The organism is Saccharothrix hoggarensis (assembly GCF_042678885.1).
Classification (GTDB): Bacteria; Actinomycetota; Actinomycetes; order Mycobacteriales; family Pseudonocardiaceae; genus Actinosynnema; species Actinosynnema hoggarensis.
Map to the genome: position 1 here is coordinate 34,421 of NZ_JBHTLK010000009.1, position 24,107 is coordinate 58,527.

The 24,107-nt window shown below is 69.2% G+C and carries 19 protein-coding genes and 1 pseudogene; 9 read left to right on the plus strand and 11 right to left on the minus strand.

Annotation, left to right across the window (positions count from 1 at the left end; translation table 11 throughout):
- Positions 1-10: 10 nt before the first annotated feature.
- On the minus strand, positions 11-562 hold the full coding sequence (locus ACFQ3T_RS03695) for a flavin reductase family protein (protein ID WP_380719728.1): 552 nt from the start codon (positions 560-562) through the stop codon (positions 11-13).
- Positions 563-618: 56 nt separating this feature from the next.
- Complete coding sequence (locus ACFQ3T_RS03700) at positions 619-1,467, minus strand: NAD(P)H-binding protein (protein WP_380719730.1); 849 nt, start codon at positions 1,465-1,467, stop codon at positions 619-621.
- A gap of 329 nt (positions 1,468-1,796) precedes the next feature.
- On the opposite strand from ACFQ3T_RS03700, the gene ACFQ3T_RS03705 reads away from it, so the two are divergent.
- Both ACFQ3T_RS03705 and ACFQ3T_RS03710 read left to right on the plus strand, forming a co-directional pair.
- Complete coding sequence (locus ACFQ3T_RS03705; protein WP_380719731.1) at positions 1,797-2,978, plus strand: acyl-CoA dehydrogenase family protein; 1,182 nt, start codon at positions 1,797-1,799, stop codon at positions 2,976-2,978.
- Positions 2,979-3,040: 62 nt separating this feature from the next.
- On the plus strand, positions 3,041-3,454 hold the full coding sequence (locus ACFQ3T_RS03710) for a YybH family protein (RefSeq protein WP_380719733.1): 414 nt from the start codon (positions 3,041-3,043) through the stop codon (positions 3,452-3,454).
- A 141-nt stretch (positions 3,455-3,595) separates the two neighbouring features.
- Here ACFQ3T_RS03710 and ACFQ3T_RS03715 read toward each other — a convergent pair whose 3' ends face one another.
- Positions 3,596-5,785 (minus strand): BTAD domain-containing putative transcriptional regulator, encoded by a 2,190-nt coding sequence (locus tag ACFQ3T_RS03715; protein ID WP_380719735.1) that lies wholly within the window; start codon positions 5,783-5,785, stop codon positions 3,596-3,598.
- Positions 5,786-6,639: 854 nt separating this feature from the next.
- Between ACFQ3T_RS03715 and ACFQ3T_RS03720 the strand changes: the two genes are divergently transcribed.
- Positions 6,640-6,987 carry a winged helix-turn-helix transcriptional regulator gene (locus ACFQ3T_RS03720; protein ID WP_380719737.1) on the plus strand — a complete coding sequence of 116 codons (348 nt, stop codon included), beginning with the start codon at positions 6,640-6,642 and terminating at the stop codon, positions 6,985-6,987.
- 552 nt (positions 6,988-7,539) lie between these two features.
- Here ACFQ3T_RS03720 and ACFQ3T_RS03725 read toward each other — a convergent pair.
- Entirely contained in the window at positions 7,540-8,286 is a 747-nt protein-coding gene (locus ACFQ3T_RS03725) for an integrase core domain-containing protein (protein ID WP_380719739.1), read from the minus strand.
- A gap of 479 nt (positions 8,287-8,765) precedes the next feature.
- Here ACFQ3T_RS03725 and ACFQ3T_RS03730 point away from each other — a divergent pair, with 479 nt between their 5' ends.
- Together ACFQ3T_RS03730 and ACFQ3T_RS03735 are read left to right on the plus strand one after the other, a co-directional pair.
- Positions 8,766-9,503, plus strand: a complete 738-nt coding sequence (locus ACFQ3T_RS03730; protein ID WP_380719741.1) for a GNAT family N-acetyltransferase — start codon at positions 8,766-8,768, stop codon at positions 9,501-9,503.
- Between the two features lie 715 nt (positions 9,504-10,218).
- Entirely contained in the window at positions 10,219-10,362 is a 144-nt protein-coding gene (locus ACFQ3T_RS03735; protein WP_380719743.1) for a hypothetical protein, read from the plus strand.
- 9 nt (positions 10,363-10,371) lie between these two features.
- On the opposite strand, the gene ACFQ3T_RS03740 is transcribed toward ACFQ3T_RS03735, so the two are convergent.
- On the minus strand, positions 10,372-10,551 hold the full coding sequence (locus tag ACFQ3T_RS03740) for a hypothetical protein (RefSeq protein ID WP_380719746.1): 180 nt from the start codon (positions 10,549-10,551) through the stop codon (positions 10,372-10,374).
- A 924-nt stretch (positions 10,552-11,475) separates the two neighbouring features.
- Between ACFQ3T_RS03740 and ACFQ3T_RS03745 the strand changes: the two genes are divergently transcribed.
- Positions 11,476-11,838, plus strand: coding sequence for a hypothetical protein (locus ACFQ3T_RS03745; RefSeq protein WP_380719749.1), 363 nt, complete (start codon positions 11,476-11,478; stop codon positions 11,836-11,838).
- 46 nt (positions 11,839-11,884) lie between these two features.
- On the opposite strand, the gene ACFQ3T_RS03750 is transcribed toward ACFQ3T_RS03745, so the two are convergent.
- A complete protein-coding gene (locus ACFQ3T_RS03750) occupies positions 11,885-12,763 on the minus strand; it encodes a pyridoxamine 5'-phosphate oxidase family protein (RefSeq protein ID WP_380719752.1) in 879 nt (292 codons plus the stop codon).
- Between ACFQ3T_RS03750 and ACFQ3T_RS03755 the strand changes: the two genes are divergently transcribed.
- The gene (locus ACFQ3T_RS03755) at positions 12,670-13,260 is read left to right on the plus strand and encodes a hypothetical protein (RefSeq protein ID WP_380719798.1); all 591 of its coding nucleotides are present in this window, start codon (positions 12,670-12,672) and stop codon (positions 13,258-13,260) included. The genes ACFQ3T_RS03750 and ACFQ3T_RS03755 overlap by 94 nt on opposite strands.
- Here the strand turns inward: ACFQ3T_RS03755 and ACFQ3T_RS03760 are convergent.
- Entirely contained in the window at positions 13,235-14,089 is an 855-nt protein-coding gene (locus ACFQ3T_RS03760) for a hypothetical protein (RefSeq protein WP_380719755.1), read from the minus strand. The genes ACFQ3T_RS03755 and ACFQ3T_RS03760 overlap by 26 nt on opposite strands.
- A 1,440-nt stretch (positions 14,090-15,529) precedes the next feature.
- Positions 15,530-15,679 (minus strand): hypothetical protein, encoded by a 150-nt coding sequence (locus tag ACFQ3T_RS03765; protein WP_380719757.1) that lies wholly within the window; start codon positions 15,677-15,679, stop codon positions 15,530-15,532.
- Positions 15,680-16,111: 432 nt separating this feature from the next.
- On the opposite strand from ACFQ3T_RS03765, the gene ACFQ3T_RS03770 reads away from it, so the two are divergent.
- Complete coding sequence (locus ACFQ3T_RS03770; protein WP_380719760.1) at positions 16,112-16,660, plus strand: hypothetical protein; 549 nt, start codon at positions 16,112-16,114, stop codon at positions 16,658-16,660.
- 829 nt (positions 16,661-17,489) lie between these two features.
- Here the strand turns inward: ACFQ3T_RS03770 and ACFQ3T_RS03775 are convergent.
- A complete protein-coding gene (locus tag ACFQ3T_RS03775; RefSeq protein WP_380719763.1) occupies positions 17,490-18,065 on the minus strand; it encodes a hypothetical protein in 576 nt (191 codons plus the stop codon).
- Between the two features lie 295 nt (positions 18,066-18,360).
- Between ACFQ3T_RS03775 and ACFQ3T_RS03780 the strand changes: the two are divergent.
- A pseudogene (locus ACFQ3T_RS03780) lies at positions 18,361-18,652 on the plus strand (transposase); the annotation flags it as partial.
- A gap of 232 nt (positions 18,653-18,884) precedes the next feature.
- Here the strand turns inward: ACFQ3T_RS03780 and ACFQ3T_RS03785 are convergent.
- Both ACFQ3T_RS03785 and ACFQ3T_RS03790 read right to left on the minus strand, forming a co-directional pair.
- Positions 18,885-19,091, minus strand: a complete 207-nt coding sequence (locus ACFQ3T_RS03785; protein WP_380719766.1) for a hypothetical protein — start codon at positions 19,089-19,091, stop codon at positions 18,885-18,887.
- A 147-nt stretch (positions 19,092-19,238) separates the two neighbouring features.
- Entirely contained in the window at positions 19,239-24,059 is a 4,821-nt protein-coding gene (locus ACFQ3T_RS03790; RefSeq protein WP_380719769.1) for a ThuA domain-containing protein, read from the minus strand.
- Positions 24,060-24,107: the final 48 nt, after the last annotated feature.

Sequence of the window (24,107 nt, forward strand, 5' to 3'; positions counted from 1 at the left end):
CAACCGGGTGTCAGCCGGCCTCGAGCGCGTCGAATGGGGCCAGTCGCCGGAACGCGCCCCCGTAGAAGAGCAACCCGGAGCCGTCGCCCGCGGTGTCACCGCTCAGCACGGTCCCGACGATCACCGAGTGGTCGCCCGCCGTGTGGACGGCGCTGACCTCGCACTCCAGCCACGCCAGCGCGCCGCCGATCAACGGCGCACCCGTGCGGGGCCCCGAGTGCCAGCCGAACGACTCGAACTGGGCCCGGCCGTCCGGCCGGCGCTTGTCCGCGAAGTGGCGGGCGACGTGCTCCTGGTCCGCGCCCATCACCGACACCCCGAACGCGCCGGTGGCGGTGAGCGCGCCGTGCATGACCGCGGAGTGCGCGACGCAGCACAGCACCAGCGGGGGGCTCAGCGACACCGAGGTGAACGCGTTCGCGGTCATGCCGCGAATGTGTTCGCCGCCGACGGTGAGCACCACCACGCCGGTGGCGAACCGGGACATGACGCGGCGCAGGACGTCCGGCGCCACGGCGCTACCGGCCGCGCGGGACGGCATCGGGGTGGTGTGCGCAGACATGCTGCCTCCTGTGCGTACTCGTCTGTGGTCCGGGCGGGTCGGCCGTCCGGCCCGGATCACACCCGCCAGGCGCCGTTCGCGGCGGCGTTCGCGGCGTACTGGGCGAAGCTGATCGGGTCGCGGCCGAGGGCGCGCTGCACCCCATCGGACAGGTAGGCGTTCTTGCCCTCGCGGATCTGGCCGATCAGGTCGGCCAGCAGCTCGGCGTACTCGCGCGGCGTGCCGAACGAGACCAGCTCGTCGACGTACTGCTCGTGCGTGACGGCCTCGTAGCGGATCTCACGGCCCGTGGCGCGGGCGATCTCCGCGACCGCCTGGCCGAAGGTGATGAGCTCCGGGCCGGTCAACTCGTAGACCTGACCCGCGTGGCCCTCCTCGGTCAGCGACACCACGGCGACCTCGGCGATGTCCTCGCAGTCGACGAACGGTTCGAGGCCGTCACCCGCGGGCAACCGCAGGTTCCCCGCGAGGATGCCGTCCAGCAGCACGCCTTCGTCGAAGTTCTGGGTGAACCACGTCGGCCGCAGGATGGTCCACCGGAGGCCCGACGCGCGGACGATGTCCTCGCTGCCGGTCAGCGACTTGCCGCCCGCCTCCTCGTCGGTACGGGCCTGCAGCAGGGTCAGACGCTCGACGCCGGCGGCGACGGCCTTCTTGCAGAACGACCGGACCGACACCGCCGGATCCCACTCCACCGCCTCGTCGACCAGGTCGACCATGTAGACGGCGCCGGCCCCGTCGAGGGCCGCGTCCCAGGTGCTCTCGTCGTGCCAGTCGAACTTCGTCTCGCCGTTGCGGCTCGCGGCGCGCGCGCTGAACCCGCGGGCACGGAGCTGCGCAACAACCCGCCTTCCGGTCTTGCCGGTTCCACCGAGCACCAGGATGGGTTTTCCGGTCGTCGTCATGGCCACCAGTGAAGCAGCGTGTCCGAACTTGTTCGAGATCGCGGGCGAAGTATTTTCCACCGTTTGCTCATTGACGGTCGCGACTGGTTCGGGGACTGGTAACCGCCGGGTAATCGGCTGGTCATCGGGTCCGCGCGAAGTCCCGCCACCTGCGTGGTTACCGAGCAGTGATTGCGTATTGGACACGTGCGGTATGCGCCTCGGTAGCTTTGTCGGCAAGCGTCGAAGCCTGGCCGGCGAATAGCGCCGAGGTGCGACGCGTTCGACGCCGGCGACCGAACCAGGACGACACCGCGGGCATACCCGTGCGGAAGCACGACCGAGGAGGCATGGTGACCACGATCGAAGACGCCCGGCCGGCGGTTCTGGAAGCGGTACGGGACCTCGTCCCGACGCTGCGCGCCAACGGCGCCGAGGCGGACGCGAACGGCTGGCTCCCGCAGGAGAACATCGACCTGCTGGAGAAGGCCGGCGTGTTCGGGATGGCCGTGCCGCGCCGGTTCGGCGGTCTGGACCTGCCGCTGGCCGAGAAGGCCGCGGTGCTGACCGAGATCGCGCGTGGGTGCCCGTCCACCGGATGGGTGTCGATGGTGTGGGTGAGCACCGCCTGGATGGTGTCGCTGTACCCGGACAAGGCCCAAGAGGAGATCTTCGGGTCGGGTGCGGTCCGTGTTTCCGGCGGGTTCACGCCAGGCGGCACGCTGACCCCTGTCGACGGCGGCTACCGGCTCAACGGCACCTGGCGGTTCAACACCGGTTCGAAGGCCGCCGACTGGAACATGATGGCCGCCATCGTCGAGGGGCCGGACGGTCCGGTCGGCGAGGCTGTGGCGCTGGTGCCGCTGTCGGACATGACCCTCGCCGACGACTGGGACGTCTCGGCCGCGCGCGGCACCGGGAGCGTGAGCAGCACCGCGACGGACGTCTTCATCCCGGCGCACCGGGTCGCGGACGCCGAGAGGGCCGTGCTCGGCACGCTGGACGACCGGTCGAACACCGGCGCGACCGGCCGCAACTACTGCCTCTACCCGCTGGTGCTGGCCGAGTCGCTGGCCGCGTTCGTCGGCATGGCACGCGGCGCGTACGACCTGTTCCTCGGCCGACTGGCCGGTCGCGGCATCTCCTACTCGAGCTGGACCGACCAGAGCGCGCATCCGCTGACCCACGTGCAGCTCGCCACCGCGGCGAACAAGATCACCGCGGCCGACGCCATGCTCGAACGCATGGTTGCCCTGATCCAGCGCCGTGCCGACGAGGGCGTGCAGCCCACGTGGGAGGAGCGCGCGGACATCCGCGGCCAGAGCGCCTTCGCCATCCAAATGGCGAAGGAGGCCGTGGACCTGCTCTACAGCGCCAGCGGCGCCACCGTGATCGCGCGCAACGTCCCCCTCCAGCGGTTCCAGCGCGACGTGCAGGGCATGGCCCAGCACGGTCTGCTGAACGCGGCGACCAGCCTCGAGGTCCAGGGCCGCGTCCTGCTGGGGCTCGACCCGCAGAACTACTTCCTCTGATCCGGCCCCGTCCGACGGGACCGGGCACGAGCCACCGACGAACAGAAAGCGAGAAGTCGCCCATGACGGCGCAAGTGGACTTGGACAACCTCGAACTGACCGACGACCCGGAGGTGCAGAACGCGGTCTTCCTCGCGGCTTTCAACTCCGGCAAGGGCGCCATCTTCGACAGCCTCTACCGCGACGACGCCATCTCGAACCTCACCGGCGCCCCGCGCACCGGCGCGGACCGGACCGCCGCGATCACCGAGCTGCTGGCGCGGAACCCCAAACTGGACTCCACCGTGAAGTACGCCTACGTCGCCGGCGGGCACACGTCGTTGATCGTGGTGGACTTCCGCCTGGAGATCACCGGTGACGACGGCAAGCCGGTGCGGATCAACGGCATCTGCACCGACGTCCTGGTCCGGAAGCCGGACGGCAAGTGGATCATGGCAGTCGACCGCCCCATCGCCCTGGAGACGATCCCGCTGTAGGCGTTCCCCCGTAAGGGTCATCTCACGGCACCGCGTACCCAGGCCTGTACGGCCCGGGTGCGCGGTGCCGTCGTTCGGCACCTCGCCGACGCTGGAGCGCGGTGGTGGTGGCACGATCACCACTACCACCGCGCTCCCAGGTCAACGGGCCAGGTAATCCAGCTCTTGCTCGACCATGGGGTCCACGGGGACGAGGCGGGGCGTCCTGATGGCTCCCGGCAGTCCGACCACCCGCTCCGCGCCGTCACCGAAGACCGGGTCCAGGGTGATGGTCGCGGCGTGCCGCTTGCCACCACCCCAGTCCTGCCTGCGGTCCAGGAGGCGCGGCTGCGCGGTGGCGACCACGAGCAGCGGCACCGCACGAATGGTCTCGACCAGGGCCTCCACCGCGTCGAGCACGGCCGGGTGGGCGAGGTGCAGGTCATCCACCGCCATCATCACGGGCTTCGTGAGCGCGAGGTTCTCCACGAACAGCCGCCACGCGCTCAGCACCTCGGTGACGTGTGCGCCGGCGGCCCCGTCGCGCTGCGGGTCTACGCAGTAGCGCAACCAGTAGCGCAGCCACCGGAACTCCTCGTCGTCCGACGCCACCTGATCGAGCACGTACGACAACTTGGCCGACACCGTGACGGAGGAGTCCCCCGGCTCGATGCCGCAGCAGTCCCCGACGAGTTGGCTCGGAAGTGCCAGCGGGTCGTCCGCGCCTCGGACCGGGATCCGTCCCGAGAGGACGGTGACATCGTCGTCCTCGTCCAGGCGGCGCACGAGTTCCGCCAGGAAGTGCGTCTTGCCGATGCCCGCGTCGCCCAGGATGGTCACGAGGTGCGGTCGGACACGGTGGCGGACCCGGTCGAGCATTCCCGCGAGCAGGTGCATCTCACGCTCGCGGTCCGCGAATGGCAGCGCGTTGCCCGCCTGCGCGTCGCCGACGTCGCCCAGGCTGGCCGACTCGCCATCCCGGGCGACTCGGTACGTGAAGAGCGACCTGGTCATCCACAACGTCCGCTCGCACACCCTGATGTCGCCCGCCGGCGCGTCGGCCAGCAGCCACTGGGCTCGCTCGACCAACATGCCCGCCACCACCACCGCCTCACCGGAGCGCGAGTACCGGACGGTGGCCTGGCCCGTGACGATGGCGGCGGTGACCTCCGGTCGCACAGCGGGTTCCGCGCCGGTGTCGAGAACGTCGGCCAATCCGGACACCGCGCGGACCGCGCGCTCGGCGTGGCAGCCGTCCTGCGTCGCTTCGAACAGCACGGCGGTGATGGAGCCGATCGACGCCAGGATCAGTCCGCCCTTGGCCTGCACGGCCCGGCGGACATCGACGGCGATGGTGTCGAAGTGGACATCCATCCGCTGCGCTGGGATGACACCCTGGGCCACAGCGGGGCGCGCCCGGATCAGCAGCACGCTGACGGTCTGCCGTTCGCGCCTCACCTTGGGTCCCGTCGGCTCGGCCGGCCGATCGGCGAGTGGGACGCGCCCCGGCTCCAGAGCCGCCGGAACGGGCGGGACCGGTCCGGCGGCGGGCACCACCGGTTCCGCCTCGGTCGACGCCACTTCGATCCGCTCGGACGGGTTGAGCGCCGGGTCGTGGGTGAGGATGGCCTGCTGCAACGCGCGCAGGCCGTGACCCGGCTCCAAGCCGAGGTCCGCCAACGCGGCCCGCGTCCTGGTGAAGGCGGTGAGCGCGTCGGCATGCCGTCCGCAGCGGTAGAGCGCGAGCATGAGCTGGCCGCACAACCGCTCACGCAGCACCTCGGTCTCCACCATCGCCTGCAACTGCCCCAGCACCGCGTGATGGCGTCCGCAAGCCAGTTCGGCCTCGAACAGGTTCTCCATCGCGTCGAGCCGGGAGTGCTGCACCGCGGTCAGCTCCGGCCAGTTGACGCCGGCCTCGACCAGGTCCGCCAGCACCGGGCCGCGCCACAGCGACAGCGCCTCGCGCAACACCTTCGTCGCCTTGGCGGGTTCACCACTCGCGAGCAGCGCCTGACCGTCGCAAGCCTGGCGCGTGAAGCGGTGCAGGTCGACCTGCTCGGCGTCGAGCCGGAGCGTGTAGCCGGGCGGCTGCGTCACCAGGCTGGGTGCTCCATCCCGCCCGCTCTCGTGGGCCGCGAAAACCGTGCGCAGCCCCCAGACCGCGTTCTGCAGGATCTTCCGCGCCGACGTCGGCGCGTCATCGCCGGGCCACAGCGCCCGCAACAACTGACTGGTGGCAAGCACCTGGTTGGCCTGCAGCAGCAGCAGACCGAGGGTGGCGCGCTGCCGGGCCCCTCCCAGCGGGACCGGGTGGCCGTCGTGGTCTAATGCCGTTAGCGGGCCTAACATCTGAAACCGCATCGTGTCCCCCAAGCCTACGATTCGTCTTCCGGTGGTCGTGTCCGACCACCATGCGGCCCCTGTGGTCGCCGCGTGCCCGACCTTGCGCGACGGTCCGATTGTGTGGCGCCGGACACGTCCCAAAGAAAGGGTCATTGCGGTCGCGGTGCTCGTCCGTCAATGTCAACGGTCATCGAAGCGACCGGACTGCGAATTCAGCCTACCACGCCCACTGCGTAGGTCACGGTTGTCAGAACAACGCTCTCGCAAGACACTCGGTGACCACGTCGCGTAATTCCGAAGCCGTACCAGCGGATAGGGTGACCACGCCGCCCAAGGAATGACTTGACGCTCCCGGACACACTGAGTCGCCCGTTCAGGCCCCAATCGCCCGAATGGGTGAAAATTCGGAGTCGTGCCGTTCGAGGCGCAGAGCCCGTCGGCGCTCGAATATCCATCCCGACCGAGGGTGCCTTGCTAACATCGGTCTGACCGGACGAGGGCTCGAAACCGGAGATCGGGGTGGTGCCGGCGGCGAGTGCTCCTACGGCTGCCGCGCGAGCCGGCTGGAAGGTACTGCTACCAGCAGAGGAGTTCCTATCGCGGGAGTCCACCACACGAGGCTCGCATCCCCGCCGGCCACGTGGGCCCCCACCCGGAACGCCTCCGCGAGCGAGGCGATCCGACGACGGGAGCGTACCGACACCCAGTGTTGCTGCCGCTCATCGACTCTCCACACTCCGGCATCCTCGGCGTCACCCGCAGCGACCGTTACGCAGTGCTCCGACTCTCGTTACAGTATCTGGTGTTCATGGGCGGACAAGTACTTACGGGAAGGTAAGTACTTACCACGATGTCAGGGGATGAACGTGAAGACCAAGAGCTACGTCTGCGGATTGGACGCCGCAGTGGACCTCATCGCAGGCAAGTGGAAGGTCCTTATAATCTGGGCCATCGCCGATGAGAGCAAGCGCTTCGGCCAATTGAGGCGACTCGTTCCGGGAATCAGCGAAAAGATGCTGTACCAGCATTTGCGGGAAATGGAGGCGGACAACCTCGTCCGCCGTGAGGAGTTCGACGAGGTGCCCGCCAGGGTCGAGTACTCGTTGACGCCATTGGGACACTCGCTGAACGCGGCGCTGGAGCCGCTCAACGAGTGGGGGGCCCGCAACATGGCGTCGGGCGACCCTGCCGCCTGCGGTTACCGCTGACCCGCCGCCGTCCGGTTGGACGTGATGCCAACCGCAACCCGTCCGCGAGGACGCCCTGCGGGGCGGCGCTCCGGCGCCCCGCCCTGCGGGGCACGTCGAACACATCACCCGGACGACAAAGGGAGAAACCACCTCACTGCTTGCAGCCGCCGTTCATTCCTCACCACGTAGCCGAGACCGAAATACTGAACGGCGCAGATCCGGGAGGGCCTTCGGAGACCGAATCGACGTCTCGACATATCGCCGTTCGGAAGTGGCGAACCAGCCGAAGTGCTCTCCGCAGTCGGCCCTGCTGAGGCGTCGGCCGTGTCCACGTCGCTACGGCCGCCTGTGATGTTCGGAGTTCCGAAGCGACACGAGCGTCACCCACCGCTCAGTACGGTGACGCGCATCGCACCACCGTTCCCACGCCTGGCCGGCCGGACATCACCGGTTCACTCCTCGTTCGTTTGCCCGGTCCGGGCGAGCTCGACCGATTCGTGGACGTCGCCTGTGCGCAGCATCGGCCGGCATCCGGCCCGGGTCGAGCGGCGGGACGGGGTGGCAGGCCGGTCAGGACTCCAGGGCCTCCTCATCGCTCGCCTGCCGCGCCTCCTGTGGGGTCCAGAAGTTGGCCATATTGTCCGACCTGGGCGTTAGGCTGCTGTGGGTTCGTACTCGTTGATCAAGACCGCCAAGGACGGATTGACGGCGTACCGACGTGCCGCTCGACTGCGGGATGGGACGGTCCGGTCGTGGTGGCGTGAGCTGTCGCGCTCGGTGGGGTCGACGGTGGTCGTAGTGGGACACATAGCGGTTCAACACCGACCGCAGGTGGTGGTCGTTGATGATGAGCAGTCGGTCGGTGACCTCGTGTCTGACGGTGCCGACGAACCGCTCGGCGTAGCAAGTCGCTGTCGGGCAGCGTGGCGGGACCTTCACGGCCTGAATACCGGTGTCGGCGAGGACGGCGTCGAACGATGCCGTGAACCGACCGGCACGGTCGCGGATCAGGAACCGGAAGTCATCGGCTCGGTCGTCGAGGTCCCGGTTGCGGACTTGTTGGACGGTCCATGCCCCGTCGGGGTTGGTGGTGGTGCCGAGGATGTGGACGTAGCGCGTGGCGACCTCGACCACGAGAAAGACGAGCACCGCGCGATCGGTCCAGTCCAGCCGCGGGCGGGGAGTGGACCGGCGCAACACGGCGACCTCGTGCCGCAGCACCAGCTGTTCGACGTCCTTGGCCGCAGTGGACCGGCCGAGCAGGACCAGCCAACCACCGAGCCGGACGAAGATCAGGTGCAGCAGTCGTAATGCCACACCTCATGATCATGCCCCCGCGGTTCGTGGTGCGCGATCACCGCAGCTCAGCGGCCAGCGCAGAATTCTGACACCCCACAGGGGGATCGTGAGGGGTCCGACCGCCCTCGCCGGACCGACAACCCGACAGCGGATGGCAGCCGCCGACGTGTATCCGGTCCGGCGGACTCCGCGCATCGAACTGGCGAACGTGCGAGCAAACGCAAGTGGCCGCGAACGAACTCGGTTGAAGCGTGGCAGGCAGCGGGCAGGAGCGGTGCGCTCGCACCGACCGGCGTTGCACCGCAATCGCATACCGCGCCACGGGGCTGGGTGGATCGGACTCGATCGGTTCGTCTTCCGAGTGAAACACCGTCCGGCGGCGGACGAGCGGGATCAGCGGTGGTTCCATGCGCGTCATGGAGGACGATGCGGCTCTGTTGGCGACACTGCGTCGTAGGCAGATGCGGGCTCGGGGGTTCTCCGGCCGCGGGAACAGCATGGGGCACCCCGCCGTGATCGGTGAGCGCGTGGGGCCGGTGCTGCGCAAGCACCTGCCGGGCGTGGGAGGGATCATCGTGCGTGCCGATCTCCGAGGGTTGCGCGGCTCGGACCTGGACGCGCTCATCGCCGACCAGTGCGCCTGGGCCACCGAACTGGGGCTGCCCATCAAGTGGAACCACCACGACGGCCTACCTGAGGATCTGCCCGTCCGGCTGCGCGCAGCCGGGTTCCGGGTCGGCGAGGAGGTGACGCTGATGATCGGTCGGGCCGCGGATGTGGCGGCCGCGGCGACCGTCGCGCTGCCCGCGGGCGTCAGGGTGCGCGAAGTGACCGATCGCAAGGACTTCGACCGCGTGCGGCAGTTGGCCGAGGCTGCCCGGGACGCCCCGTGGCACTGGCTGCCCTCGGCCCTGGAGCACTGGGTTGTCGACGAGGTCGACCCGTGCACCGTCCTCGTGGCCGAGAGCGCGGACGGCCGAGTGGTCGCCACCGGTTGGGTCCGGTTCCACACCGGTACCGACTTCGCCTCGACCTGGGGAGCCGCAACCCTGCCGTCCTGGCGCGGCCGAGGGCTCCACCGCATGCTGCTGGGACGCCACGCCCGTCTCGCCGTCGACCGCGGCTACCGCTACCTGTACAGCGAGACCCTGCCCACCAGTCGGCCGACCGCAGTCCGGCTGGGCTTCACCACCGTGCGCAAGTTGACCCCGTATCACTTCACACCCGGCGGTTGAGATTCCGACTCGTATGCAGGCCGCGCCAGGCTGATCGGGTGATCACCCGTTGCAGCCCGTCGGAGGTGCTGGACCCGGCTCGCTGGCGTCTGATCGTGCCATCGCCGACATCAGCCGCGTCTCGTCGCGGCTGCTTCCAGGCACGCCACGTCCGCTGCGCGATCACGTGGGCAGTCGCTCGCCCAGCCTCGATGGCAACCTGCCGTCGTCGCGGCAACTCGGCTCCGGTCGGATTTCGGGCGCATCGGCGCGGGTTCGCCGGTCGGTGTCACGCGGAGAGAACGGCCAATCCCTTCGCTTCGAGACGTGCGCGCGCTCCTGGGGCAGTGCCTCGACCGCCGCATCAGCGACCTCGACACCCTCAACGCCGCTCTCGCCGCCTGGCAACTCATGACCAACACCGAGCAACGCCAAGTCCGCTGGCAGTTCGCCACGGACGCTGATCCCGTCCAACGAGCAGGACCCGGTCGAGCTGGCCGAGTTCGGCCAGGAGACCTTCCTACTGGCCCGCGACGCGCCACCGGTGACCGATCCCGGGTACGCGGAGCAGCGGCTGACGGCGACGGCGCGGCAGTCGATCGACGAAGTCCTTGCCGCGCACCGGTTGGCCGTGATCGTGTCACCAACCACTCGCCGGCGTGGCCGCTCTCGGAGCGCGCCGCTTCCGTGGTCGGTTCGTCGCCCGCTGCGGTGTCGGGCTACCCGAACGGCCACCATGCCCGCGGGTTTCGTCGGCGACCTGCCGGTGGGGTTGACGTCGATGGCGGTCCGCGACGAGGACGCGGAGGTGCTGCGCCTGGCGGCGGCGTTCGAACAGGCGGCCGACGCCGGGCGGCCACCGCGCTACCTGCCGCGGTGAACATCAACTTCAGACCCGCGTGAGCCCGCCGGGGCCCCAGGCGGTCCACCGCCAGTGCAGGGTGAAGCCGAAGTCGAACTTCTTGCCGTTGACGATGGCCAGCTTCTTCGGCGACGACCAGGTTGTTCCCGGCCGGTACCGGGATGGCGAGGACGGGCGTGCTGGTGTAGTAGTCGTAGGAGGTGTCATGGTCAACGGCCTGGACTGAAGGCCGATCGCACGTGCCGTCGTCGATGCCAGCTGATCGACTCGTTCGCGCAGCGGGGCGAAGCTCGCCCGACAAGCACAGCCCACCTCATGCCGAGGGCCCGGAATCGGTTCGCGACAACCCGTTCCGGGCTTCGTGCTTCCCGCAACCGTGGCCGCCGATCGGGTCCGGTGGGCGCCACCCAGCGTGCTCCACCGGGGCGGGGCTCGTGGTGTCCATGGTCGGCGGTGAGCTGCGGGCAGTCGGCCGCGTCGCCCGTGCCCGCGCCGTCGCCGGAGTTGCGGAACTCGGCGAACCGCGCGTCGCGCCAGGAGAAGCCGGACATGTCGGTCCACGGCGCGGCCTTCGATCAGCTGGTCAACCACCCCGAGCTGGACCACGAGAAGTGGCCCCACCTGGCCTCCGCCGCCGAGCACGCCACGGCGGCGCAACCTGGACGACGCCGCCTCGCGGCACTGGGACCGGGCGCTGGACCTACATTGCCGGCCAGGCCCGGAACAGCACGGCGACCACTGTGGGACACCCATTGGGAAACAGGCAGCGGAACATCGCCCGGAGCGGCCTGCGCCGCCTCCGCTCCACATCGCGGGAAACCTCCGTACCGCCGGCTGGCGACGCGCGCACCGGTTGCAACAGCACGGCCTGCACACCGAAAGGTTCAACCCACGGGAAGAAGATCGCGTTCGATCCGTGATGGGTCGAGTTCCCATGACATTCCGAGACCGGGTCATCCGGTTGGTGGCTCGTCGCGGTGTCAGCGGGTGGTTGTGGTCCCCCTGGCCGGTGATGACCGCTTGTACCGGCGGCGGTGGGCTGTGCGGTCGTGTTTCGCTGTTGGTGGAGCACGTTCGGCGAAGCGCCGAAAGCTGCTTCGGTGTCCCACTCCGTTCACGAGGGAGGCAGCGATGATCACGTGTCGACTCACCCGTCGCATCGCCGGATGGACCGTTGCGCTGAATTGCGCGATGGTCGTCGCCGTGCCGATGTCCGCCTCGGCGACGACCTACACCGCCGGTGTCCAGGAGTACCAGTCGCACTTCACGTGCGAAGACCTGCACTGGGCGGACGATGAGGTCCTCGAAGGCACGCAATGTTCGCCCCAGCACACCGGTCCGATCGTGGAAGCGTTCACGATCGAAGGTCGGATGCTCGGTGCGCCGGTGACTTACTACTGCGAGTCCGGCTTCGGCGTCGTGGATACGGTCAGGGGGTTCGACTGTGAACCTGCGCAGGCTTCCGATCGTACGGTGGACGACTATCGCGGATGAGACGATCGCGGACCGAGGCCGCGATCTGAGGTGATCCTTGGTCCACTCATTCCGGTATCCGGGGCGGCGCGGACATCACCATCACCCCAACCCCGGAGGGGCCACCACCACCCGACGGCTCACCGGGCGCTCCCTCCATCTGAGACGGACGCGTAGTCCTGTCGGGGTGCCGATGTCCGGGCGGGGGGGTGATTGGTGCTGCGGAACGCACCTGGGACCTGGTCGTGGTGGCCGGGAGGATGGGCAGCACGCCCGCCCAGTGCCCGCCGTCGGCCTTGTCGGGGGCCGGTCCACCGGTGCGGACCTTGGCTGAAGCGCGCTCGATCTCGACTCGGGTGATCGCCGTCCACCCCAGCTCGTCGGCGCTGGGCGGGCGCGAGTCGGCCCAGCGGCCGGGGGCCGCCTGCTCGGTGATCACCCGGAGGGCTTCCTCCTTCTCGCGCGGGTCCTCGACCAGGACGGCGTGCCCGTAGACCACCGTGGAGCGGTAGGCCACGGCGTTGTGCAGGGTCGAGCGGGCCAGCACGAGGGCGTCCACGTGGGTCACCGCCAGGCAGACCATCTTCCGCGGCACCGGCCCGGCTCCCCCGTTCTTCGGGGTGATCAACCGGGTCATCCGTGAGTCGTGGGAACCGTGCAGGTAGACGACGCCGGTGGGGTTGTCGGGCGGGCCCTTCTCCTGGAAGCCGTAAAGCCGGGGGAGGACGGCGGGCGCCTTGAGGTCGTACCGCGCGTCCGGGGGGCTGTCGGGGTCGAGGGCGGTGAACCCACGTGGCAGTAGTAGCCCTCCTTGAGGATCTCGTGCACCGTCTTCTTGTCGTACCTGACCAGGTGCCAGGACCGAAGACCTCTCGGCTCTGCCCGAAACGGAGATCGACCCGCCCGCGGACGACGACTTCGCGCTCTCCGCTAAGGACAAGTGCACCGACGAGGAGAAGGAAGGAGCGCCTCGGGCGGCTGGCGGACTACTTCGCGCAGCAGAAGGTCAACTTCCTCGGTAACCTGGGCGACGGGAACGCGCGCGGCGCCAAGGATCTCGGCCGGTTCCTCGACTACAGCACCATCAACGTCGGCGATCCGTTCCGGGACAGCAACTTCACCCCGCACTCGCGCGCCGCAGAACGCGCCGTCTTCGGGTACTACGCCCGGTTGTGGGGTGGCACGCTGCGCCAACCCGACGGCGGCAAGCCGGTGGAACCCCACCAGCACTGGGGCTACGTGCTGTCGATGGGCGGCACCGAGGGCAACGTCTACGCGATGTGGAACGCGAGAGACTACCTCGCGGGCAAGCTACGCATCGCCAACGGCCCCCGGGCCGCCGCCGGTCGGGCGCCCGCCGAGATGTGGGTAGACGCGCAGCCCGCCCAGAACAACGAGAACGCCTCGGGAATCCGGCCTACACCATCGAGGCGTCGGGCTTGACGGGTGTGCCGTCCTCGTACTCCCAACGCTGCTTCACCGTGTTGTACTGGGTTCGCCGGCTGCGGTCGTAGGACTTGATGGAGACGACCAGGTGGCCGTCGCTGTTGTGGAAGCCGTTCTCGTCGTTGTTCATCGCCAGCCACAGGGTGCGCGGACCGCTGTCGGGCTCGACCTCGGCCACCGGGGGCGGCGCGGGTGGGTCCTGCTGGGGAATGAGCCTGTCGATGGCCTTCCACCGCTCCGCCGGGGGCAGGTGGGCGATGGTCAAGTCCTCCTCGGCGTCCATGCCCAGGGTGTAGTTGTCGGGAAGATCGTTGGTCGTCCAGAAACCGCTGTCCGGGTAGACGCTGCGCCACAGGGCATAGATGTGGTCGTCGGTGGCCCGGAGGTAGGTGATCGTGCTCGCCGAGACGACCTCCGGCCTGGCGGCGAGCGCTTCGATGAACTCGATCCGCGCCATGAGTTCCGCCGTACCCGGCGGCATGGAGGGCTCGGGTTGCTCCGGTCCGACGAACTCCAGGTTGGCGTAGGTGCCGACGATGAACGGCCGGCCGTTTCGGCCCCACCGCCCGATCAACTGACCCACCTGGCCGAGCCGTCCGTGGTAGAGGTACTCGGTGCGGCCCGCCGTGCTCGCGTCGTAGAACCGGGTGTCGCCCGGCTTGCGCGCGTCGCCGTCACGGGTGGCGTAGTCCCTTGCGGAGGTGTCGAAGCACCACGTGCCCTCCGCCCTCAGGCTCCACCCGGTGTCGGCGGCACGTGCGGGCAACTCGAAGCCGGTGTCCTGCCACCCCTTGTCCGCGTAGATGTCGATGACCCGATCGCTCATGGCACCCTTCCCGCTGTACGTCGCCCGACCCGCTGGACGGGCGCCGCAAAATGATTTCGAAGCCGCTTGCCTTCCTTCTATGCCCGACGCCTCCTACCACTCTCCAGTGCTCCGTTTCCCACTCGAACGAGATGATCGGACGGCAACCGGACCGCGGCCTCCACCGCCGCGCCGACGTCAGCCATGCGGCTGGCTGCAACGCGCGCGACGGCACCTGAGCCGATCGCGGTTCCACTCCGCCTGCCGTGGAATCAGGGCATGGTTCCGGTGTACCGGTGGCCACGGCTGTGGAGATCGTCGGGTGGTTACCGGGTCATGACGCGGCGGACGAGGTTGCGGGCCTGGTACACCCAGGGCCTCCGAAGCCGACGATGTCGAGGCGCCCGTCGCCGGTGACGTCGGCGAGGAACCGGAAGCGCTTCTCGGCCTTCCAGCCCTGGGCGCTGCCGCAGTCGTTGAGGACGAGCTCAGCCTTGCCGGAAGGTGCCGTCGCCCTGTCCGCGCGCGATGACGACTCCTGGGGGCCGAAGCCGACGCAGACACCGTCGCACAGCACCTGCTAGGGCTGCTCGACCGAGAGGGCCGGGTGCTGGTCGTCACGGCGGCACGCCGGACCAAGCAGACCCGGACGCACTCGTCCGGCTGAACGAGCTTCTTGCGCCCTACGGGGACAGGGCCGTGCTGCGGGTCGTGGTGGACCCCGAGGAGTTCCAGAACGCCAACACCTACTACCTCCACTTCCCGACGGCCACGCAGAGGTGTGGGTGGGGTCGGCGAACCTGACTCGCGGCGGCCTGATCGGCAATCACGAAGCGGCCGTGACGCTGGACTCCGAGACCCGGCTGAAGCCCCGATCGGCGACGACGTGCCGAGCCTGAATCGAGGCGTTCCACGACAGGCCGGGACGACGAGCGTCTCCGAGCAGACCAGGCTGCTGCTCACGCGACGCCGAACCACCCGCCGGCGGCCCGACGTCCGGCAGGTCGACATGGCACCGTCGATGGTGTTGGAGGACTGGCTTCAGGACACGATCGACCGCAATCGGAGGCCGGCCGAGTTCCGGGCGCAGCACGCTGCTGCTCGACTTCGTACACCGGCCCACCATCCGGCACTCGCTGCGCAGCGCTGTTCTGCCTCGACCAACCCGGCATCAACGTCGTGCAGCGGATGCTCGGCGCCGAAGCGTCGATCAGACCCGGTGACATGCGCACCGGGCGGATGGTGGACCAGGAGTGGACGAGGCTGGCACGGCGCACTACCGGGGCGCCGTTGATTGTCGCTCCTCCGCGGTTCGAAGAGCAACGGCGCGTCAGCAAGTAGGCCAGCTCGGCATCGGCCAGAGTGGTGACCTTGGCACTGTGATCGGAGAACTCGCTGGTCCACGTCGCGATCACGGACGCCTTAGAGCTGGAAGGCAGGACGTTGTCGCTGGTCAACGGATCATCCTCGCAAGTCGACCACCGACCACGGCGCCCGATGTGAGGGCATCTCGACGACGACGGCGCCTGCCTGCTCGTCGTCGGCGAATTCGGCGGCACCGAACCGGTAGACCTCGTCGCCGCTGAGCTTGATCTCGCGCTCGACGCGCATGGTCTGGCGTAGACGTCCGGGTCCGCTCGCCAGTCGGTGGCGTAATGGTGCTTTCCGTCGACCCCCAGCACCACCCGCCGCCCGTAGGGGCAGCAGAAGCAGGGAATCCATCCCGACCGAGCCGTCCAGGTGCCTGGATTTGTTAGCCGCGCCGGGCCGTGACCGAAGACCGTCGACATCCGACCATTACCGAAATGTGCGTCCTTGAGCCGCCTGTGCTCGGTCAAGGCTCCATACGGTTGAGCTCTTGATACGTGCCGGTGGCACGCAAAGTGTCATTCGACGGATAGGCGCCACGTCGATTGCGCCATTTTGGCCGATGTGCACCCAGAAGCCATGAACAAGTGACGGACCGATCAGAGTGGCCGATCCACAGGACGGGCGAACTCATGTCGCCTTCGGATTCCCGCGCACCTCACCCCGGAGCGACAAATGCGTTCACGCACAGTCATGGCCGGTCTCCTCACCACGGCGGCCACCGTCCTGGGCTTGATGGCCTTCGCCACCCCGGCCACGGCGGGCGCGCTGGACGTGACCTGCCTGCCGACCAGCAGCCAGACCGCATCCTTCAGCCCGCCGCTGACCCTCACCCCCGGGCCGACGACGGTGACCGCGTCCACCCAATACGGACCGTGCACCTCCACCAGCGTGCCGGAGCTGACCTCCGGCTCCCGCAGCGCCACCATCACCTACCCGGCCTTGTCGTGCCTGGACCTGGTCACCTCGGCCCCGCTGACCTTCACCATCACTTGGAACACCGGTCAGACCTCCACCATCTCCGGCAGCACCACCGTCACCACCGCCGGCGCCGCACTGGTCGTCACCATCACCGGCAACGTCACCGCCGGACTGTTCGCCGGCGACTCGGTCGTCCAGACCATCACCGGACCATCCACCGCCGTCACGCTGTGCACGCTGGGCATGGGGACGGTGCCCAGCATCTACGGGGTCGTCGCCCTCTCCATCACCTCCACGCCGTAACCGTCGAAGCACCCATGGCAGGCGGTGCACCGGTCGAAGCCCGATCGCCGCACTGCCACTGTTGGTGCCCGATGACCGGCGCGAACGGGCAACGACGTTCGGCCGCGAGGGTGCTGGAGTCACTGTCATGTGCTGTTCCGCGGGGTGGTCGTGTGCTGTATCGAGGACGCTGCCCGAAGCGCAGACGGGGGCGTCGTCGTTGCGTTCGGAGGGCTGTGAGCCTCTCGTGGTGCTCCGAAGATCGGAGGGTGGACGTGACGGCTCCGCCTCGGCGGGTTCGAAGCACAGACCAAGCACGAGTCGGCCGGTGACGTTCACGTCCTCAAGCGGGTCGACCGGCGACGGTTCGGTGTGGACGCTGGGCCCTGCCGGTCCAGTCAAAGGCCGCTCAGTGGTCCTCGTCTCCGGTCGTGGTGGCGGTGCTACGACGGGCCGGTCGAGGAGGGTGACGGTGTTCGCGTCGCAGCGGAAGGCCAGGCGGCGGTCGTGGACGAGCCGAGCGGTCTGCTCGGGTGTGGGGTTTTCGGCGATGCCCGCCCACGTGAGGTGGTCGGCGATGCGGGCCAGTAGGTGGTCGTCGCGGAGGTAGAGGGTGCGGGGTGCGTCGTCGGGGCGGGTGCGGGCGCTGGTGTGCCCGTGGCGGCAGCGCTAGCCGGGCCGGTCGTGTACCCGGTGCGCGTTTATCCGCCGCCCGCACCCGTCCCCGTCCACACCCGCCGCACGACGCCACGGCACGTTGTGCCGCGTCAGATGGTTCTGCTGACCGACACCCGTGCGAACTCCGGGCCGTCGGTCGCGTCGTGCGGCAGGACCCACGGCCTGGGGCCGTTCAGTTGAGGATCGACCAGTCCGGCGAGCCGAACGTCACCGAAGGCCGGGGACTGTTGTTGTCGTCGTACCAGGCCAGGAGTGCCTCGATGGTCGTGTAGCCGACCGTCGTCCGGGCACCCGGCCCGAACGACTTCTGCAGCGGGGCGGGCCAGAAGCTGATGACCTGCGCCCCGGTCGGGTGTTGAGGGCTGATCATCGGACCTTCGGTGTGGACGCCGGTCGCCATCACCACGTGCCCCAAGCCGTCGAACAGGACGATGTCGCCCGCGATCGGGGTGCCGACGGTCCTGCCGGTGTAGGGGAGCAGCACGCCGCCCATCAGCCGCGTGGTCAACTCCGCCTCGAAGTTGCGGGGCCGTTCGCCGTAGGCCACCCGCAGGTTGTGCGTCCCGGTGATCTGGCCGTCCAGCATGACCGCGAGCAGGATCACCTCCCAGCAGTTCACCGTGGTCGAGGGGTCGTCGAACGGGAACGTGTCGGAATCACCGTCGATCAGCCGGACGAACGCGTTGTTGCCGCCCGGTCCGGACGGGACCCACGAAAGCAGCGGCGCGCGCTCCGCGAGCTTCCTCATGGCGCCGAACGCAGTGAGCTGCCGGCCGGCCAGGTCAGCCGAATCCACCGCCCTGTTCACGCTGCCGCGCAGCTGCATCCGGCACGCCAGGACCGAAGCCTCCTCCCCGGCGTGGTCCCGGACCTGCGCGTACTCCTCCGTTTTCTTGATGTCGTCCGCGGTGATTTTCGGCAGCCTGAGTAATTCCGAGAGTTTCACATGTCCTCGCTTGGCGTCGGCGGGTGTGCCAGGTAGTCGTCTCGGGGGGAGCCGCCGTTACATTTCCCGCCGGCCACCTCGCGTTCCACCTTCCGGTTGGTCGCGCCTCTGCCTGCGTGACTGGAACGAGGCCGTGTGTGGTCCCGGCTGCACGAGATCCTGCTCGCGGAGCCGCACTCCGCGGGCCGGCTGGACTGGACCGCGCCGTCGTCGACTCCTCGCACGTCCGGGCCGCACGTCGCGGCCAAAGCGGTCCGAGCCCGGTCGACCGACCGCGCCCGGCCGGGCTCCAAGCACCACGTCCTGACCGACGGCGGCGGCATCCCGCTCGAGGTCCTGCTCACCGCGGCAACCGCAACGACGTCATCGGCCTGGAACCGCTGCCGGACGGTGAGTGCGCCCGCTCGGCAGCCGCCCTCGCCATCAGGAAGACGATCACCGGCGCGGTCTGGAGGCCCTCCGGGTGCGACCTACAGCCACATCCCGGAGGGCCATCGGAACAGACCGGCGCGCCCAGGGGGCCCACCACTCCGATCAGGGGGTGATGTTCTAGCGGAAGTTGGGCAACTCGTCGCGGGTGATGACGTAGCTGCACCGCTGTTCGCCAGTCGTTCGGCGCGTTCAACCAACGGTGTGGCGGCGATGTCGTGGCCGCCGGCGATGAGGTCGTGCCAGGCAGGCAGCGACACCGGCGAACTCCGGTCGTTCGGTGACACAGCCTGCCGGCGGTGCCAGGCTCGCCCGCAGCGCGAGCAGACCGCTGATCACCGTCATCGCGGCCGATCCACGCGCCCCGATCAACCACAGCCCGGTGGGTTCGTCCGTCATCGGCCCCCTCCTTCGCCGGCTCTACTGAACGACCGGTCACCGACCGGTGCCGGGACGCGGACGTCCCGGCACCGGTCGGGCGGGGGTGCGGTCCGGCAACCGCCCCACGTGCGGGTGGCCGGAGCGCGGTGGCTCCGGCCAACGCCGTCAGCTACCGCTCATCTGGCTCCGCAGCGCCGCGATCACCACGTCGGCGTCGGCGACGAGCAGGTCGCGCACGGCCCGATCGCCCACCCTGCGGGAGACCGCGTCGCGGAAGCCCTCCAACTTCTCGATCGCCTTGGCGGTCTTGCCGTCGAACAGCAGCCGGCGGGCGTCGTCCAAGTCGCGGTCAAGGCCGCGCGCGGTGGACGACGGGATGCGCCGTTCCGCGGCGAACCGGTCGACCAGCGCCTGGAGGTCGGGCAGCGAGGTGGTGACGGTGAACGACACCGTCACGACCCGCTTGTTGCCCGCCTTGTCGGTCGCGGTCAGCGCCAGGGTGTGCGCGCCGAGCGCGAGGGTGTGCATGGCGAGGGTCGTGCCCGATGCGATGTGCCTGTCGTCGAGCATCGCGGTGACCGACGCGGCCCCGGATCCCGTGTCGTCGGCCTGCCAGTCGATCACCCGGTCTTGCGCGTGGCCGTAGCTCACTCCGTCGTGCAGGCCGGTGACCTTCACCGTCGGTGCGCTCGTGTCGACCTTGACCGTCACCGAACCGGCTTCGGACGTGTTGCCGCGCACGTCCGTGGCCCGGTAGTGCACCGTGTGCGTGCCGTCACCGGTGACGGGGAACGGCGCGGTGTACTGCGCCCATCCGCCGTCATCGATGCGGAACTCGGTGCGCGCCACGCCGGACCCGGCGTCCGCCGCGGTGATGGTCACCGTCGGCGACGTGGTCCACCAGCCGTCCGTGCCGTTGGGCTCGGCCGGGTTCACGGTCGCCGTGACCTCCGGCGCGGTCGTGTCGATGCCGGACACCCGGAAGTAGTCGAAGTCGACCGTCACCGGGCCCATGGTCTGGCTCGGGCCGATCGCCATCAGCCCGAACTTCGCGTTCGGCACGTCGTTGGTGACCGGGTCGCCGAGCGAGGTCCAGTTGGTGCCGCCGTCGCTGATCTCGCCGCTGTAGGTGTTGCCCACCTTCTTCAGCCGGAGGTGCCACCAGCCGCTCTCCGGGGTGCCGATCATCATGGACCGGTTGCCGCCGTTGCCGAACGAGCCGTTGTCCTCGGAGACGAGCTCCGCGCCCAGCGCCACGGCCTGGCCGGGCGCGTTGCGCGCGACGACGTCGAACTTCACGTAGTCGTCGTCGTTGGCGTACACCATGAAGCCGGCGAGCTGCCACTGCTCGACCACCGGCGCGGCCATCCGCGTCTCCAGCGTCCAGTCGCCCTCGGGGGCGTTCTGGAGGATGAAGTTGCGCGGGTTGTCGTTCGCCGCGCCGTTGATGTCGCCGGGCAGCGTCTCGATGCCGAGCAGGCCGTTTGCCATGCTCATCGACGCGAGGTCCGGTCGGACGATGGCGTCCCAGCGGCAGCCGTCGAGCCGGTCACCGTCGAACTCGTCGTTCATCGGGATGTCCGGCTTCGGGGTGTCGCAGGTGATCGGCGGCATCGGCGCGTTGCGCACGACGACCGGGGTGGACACCTTCTTGGACCGGCCCGCGGCGTCGGTGACCGTCACCGACGCGTGGTAAGTGCCGTTCTCAGCGTAGGTGTGCTCCACCGTGGCTCCCGACGCGGACGTGCCGTCGCCCAGGTCCCACGCGTAGGTGAACGGCGCGTCGTTCTCCACGTCGCTCGCCGTCGCGGTGAGCTTGGTGGTGAACGGCGCGGCGCCGGTCGTCGGGTCGGCCGTGACGACCACGTGCGGTGCGGCGTTGACGGACACGCCCTTGCCGATGAAGGCGAACGAGTCCAGCGTGAACTGGTTGGCCGGGCCGCGGAACACCGCGACCAGCTTGATCGTGCCACCGGGGTCGGTGACCGCCACGTCCGGCGCGGTCGCGTACCGGTCGAGGCCGCCGGTCTCCGGGACCGCGATGGTCGCGAGCAGGTCACCGGTCGGCGAGTCCTTGCGCAGCTCGATCGAGCCGCCCGCGCTCGCGGACGCCACCCGTGCGGTCACGCGGTCGATCTGGTGCAGGTTCACCGGGGTGAAGGCGATCCAGTCGCCGTCGCCCAGGTCGCCGACCCGCTTGCCCGATTCGGCGGCGGGGTCGGGTGAGACGATGATCCCGGAGGACTCCTGGTGGTACTCGGCCTGCTTGTGCTTGGGCTGGATCACCGCGAGGTCGCGGCCGGTCAGCGGCGGCAGGGTGCCGGCACCGCGGTCGGTGTAGGACGCGTCGACGGAGTAGAAGATGTCCGCGTCGGCGTGGCCTTCGTCGACCAGGGTGGTGAACTCGCCCTCGCACGCGTTGATCTGGTCGATCGGGTGCGCGTGCGCTTCGTGGCCGAGCGCGGGTTGCAGGACCGCCTTCGAGCAGTCCGGCTCACCGTCCTCCGGGTCGGTGATGTCGAGGTCGAACGCCACCTTGTCGCCGAAGTCGAAGAACCCGCCGTCGACCGGTGCCGCCATCGTCACCGACGGCGCGGTGTTGCCCACCGTCACCTGGACGTTGGTCACGCCGCTCTTGCCGGACGCGTCGGTCACGGTGAGCTGCGCGTTGTAGACCCCGCTGGACTGGTAGGTGTGCGTGGGCTCGGACTCGGTGGACGTGCCGCCGTCGCCGAAGGTCCACGCGTAGGTCAGCGCGGCGCCCTCGGGGTCGACCGATTGCGCGGCGGAGAACCTGACCGGCAGCGGCGCCTGACCCGAGGACGGCGTCGCCGTCGCCTTCGCGGTCGGCCGCCGGTTGCCCTGCGTGTAGTCGATCCGGTAGATGCCGGAGTCGGGGTTGTCGCGACCGTAGCCGCCGCCCCACTCCACGACGTACATGGCGCCGTCCGGCCCGAACTTCATGTCCATCGGAGCCAGTGACGTGACGCTCTTGAACCACTCGTTGATCTTAAGCAGGCCGCCCTGGTCGTCCTGCGAGAACGTCCAGAACTTGTTGCGCGTCCAGTCGTAGAAGAACGGCTTGCCGTCGTAGTACTCCGGGAACTTGATGTCCGACACCAGGTTCGGGTCGAAATCGTAACGCGGTCCGGCCATAGGGGCCTCGCCGCCGGCGCCCATCTCCGGGAACTCGTCGCCCTCCTCGCCGTTGCCGTACCAGACGGTCGCGGCCTTGGCGGGGGGCAGGGTGGTCAGGCCGGTGTTGTTCGGGGAGTCGTTGACCGGGTTGGCGCAGTCGAACTTGGCCTTGGAGGTGTTCGTGGCGAAGTCGAAGTCGTTGAACGGGGTGTTGTCGCCGACGCAGTAAGGCCAGCCGTAGTTGCCGGGCTCCGCGATGACGTTCCACTCGACCAAGCCGCCGGGACCGCGTGACGGGTTGTCCCCGCCCGCGTCCGGCCCGTAGTCGGCCATGTAGAGCGTGCCGTCGGAGGCGACGTTGAAGCGGAACGGGTTGCGGAAACCCATCGCGTAGATCTCGGGCCTGGTCTTCTCCGTGCCCGGCGGGAACATGTTGCCCGCGGGGATCGTGTAGGTGCCGTCCGGTTCCGGGTGGATGCGCAGGATCTTGCCCCGCAGGTCGTTGGTGTTCGCGGCGGTCTTCTGCGCGTCGAACAGGTCGTGACCGGGACGTTCGTCGACCGGGGCGTACCCGCTGGACTGGAACGGGTTGGTGTCGTCGCCGACACCGACGTAGAGGTTGCCGTTCGGCCCGAACTCCAGGTAGCCGCCGGTGTGGCCGGGTTCCTCGCGGCGCGACGCGGGCACCTCCAGCAGGACCTTCTCGCTGTCGGGACGGATCACGTTGCCCGCGGCGGTGAACCGGGACAGCCGGTTGATCTCGGCAGTGCCCGCCGGGGAGTAGTACAGGTACACGTGGTTGCTGGTGGCGAAGTCCGGCGCCAGGGCGACGGACACCAGGCCGTCCTCGCCGCCGCTGTAGACGGGCAGGGACAACGCCGTCGAGGTGGCGCCGGAGGCGGGGTCGTGCACCCGGACCTCGCCGAGCAGCTCGGTGTAGAACACCCGCCCGTCCGGCGCGACGTCCAGCGTGGTCGGCGCGCGCGTGGCGTCGTCCAACGTCACCTTCTCGAAGCTGGTGTCGACCGTGGCGCCGCAGTCGGACGGCACGACGCCCGCGGCGGTGCGGATGCCGCCCAGCAGGTGCGCGACGAAGTTCGGCTCGGTGTAGTCGGCCGCGTTGTGGCCCATGCCGGTCGCCCAAACCCGGCCACCTTCGGCTTCACGGCACCACGAGATCGGGTGGTCGTGGCCCATGGCCTCGGAACCCGGGTCATAGGTGGTCTCGTCCACCTCGACCAGCGGGTGCACCTTGCCGCGCATGCTGGGCTTGAAGTTGTACCACTCCTCGGCCTTCTGCCAGCGGTCCGGCAGGTGCCTGGTCGACTCGTGCACCTCGTCGACCTGGTAGGCGGTGGCGGTGAGTCCGTTGGCGGAGTGCGCGGTCATGTGCGCGCCGCCGTTGACGAAGTCGTCCCACCACGGGAAGGACGACTCGATGTTCATGTCGGTCGCGTTGTGGATGGCGACGATGCCGCCGCCGTCGTTGACGAACTTCTTCACGGCGGCGCGCTGGGCGTCGGTGTCCCAGACCATGCCGCCGTTCTGGAGCATGATGACGACGTCGAAACCGGCCAGGTTCCCGTCGGTGAACTGGTTGGCGTCCTCGCTGTGCACCACGTCGAAGTGGTGGTCGGCGGCGAGCTTCTCGACCATCGCCACGCCGGCGGGGATCGAGTCGTGCCGGTAGGCGCCGGCGGCCGTCTTGGTGAACAGCAGTGCCCGGAACTCGGCCGGCGCGTCGTGGCCGGGGTGGGCCACCGCGGTCGCCGGCAACAACCCGGCCACGACGAGCGCCGTCAGCACGAGGCCGAGGACGGTGCGTAAGCGGAATACAGGGGTTCTCACGATCCTCCACACGCTTTCTGTTCCGTCCGGCGTGCCGGCGCCGGTGAG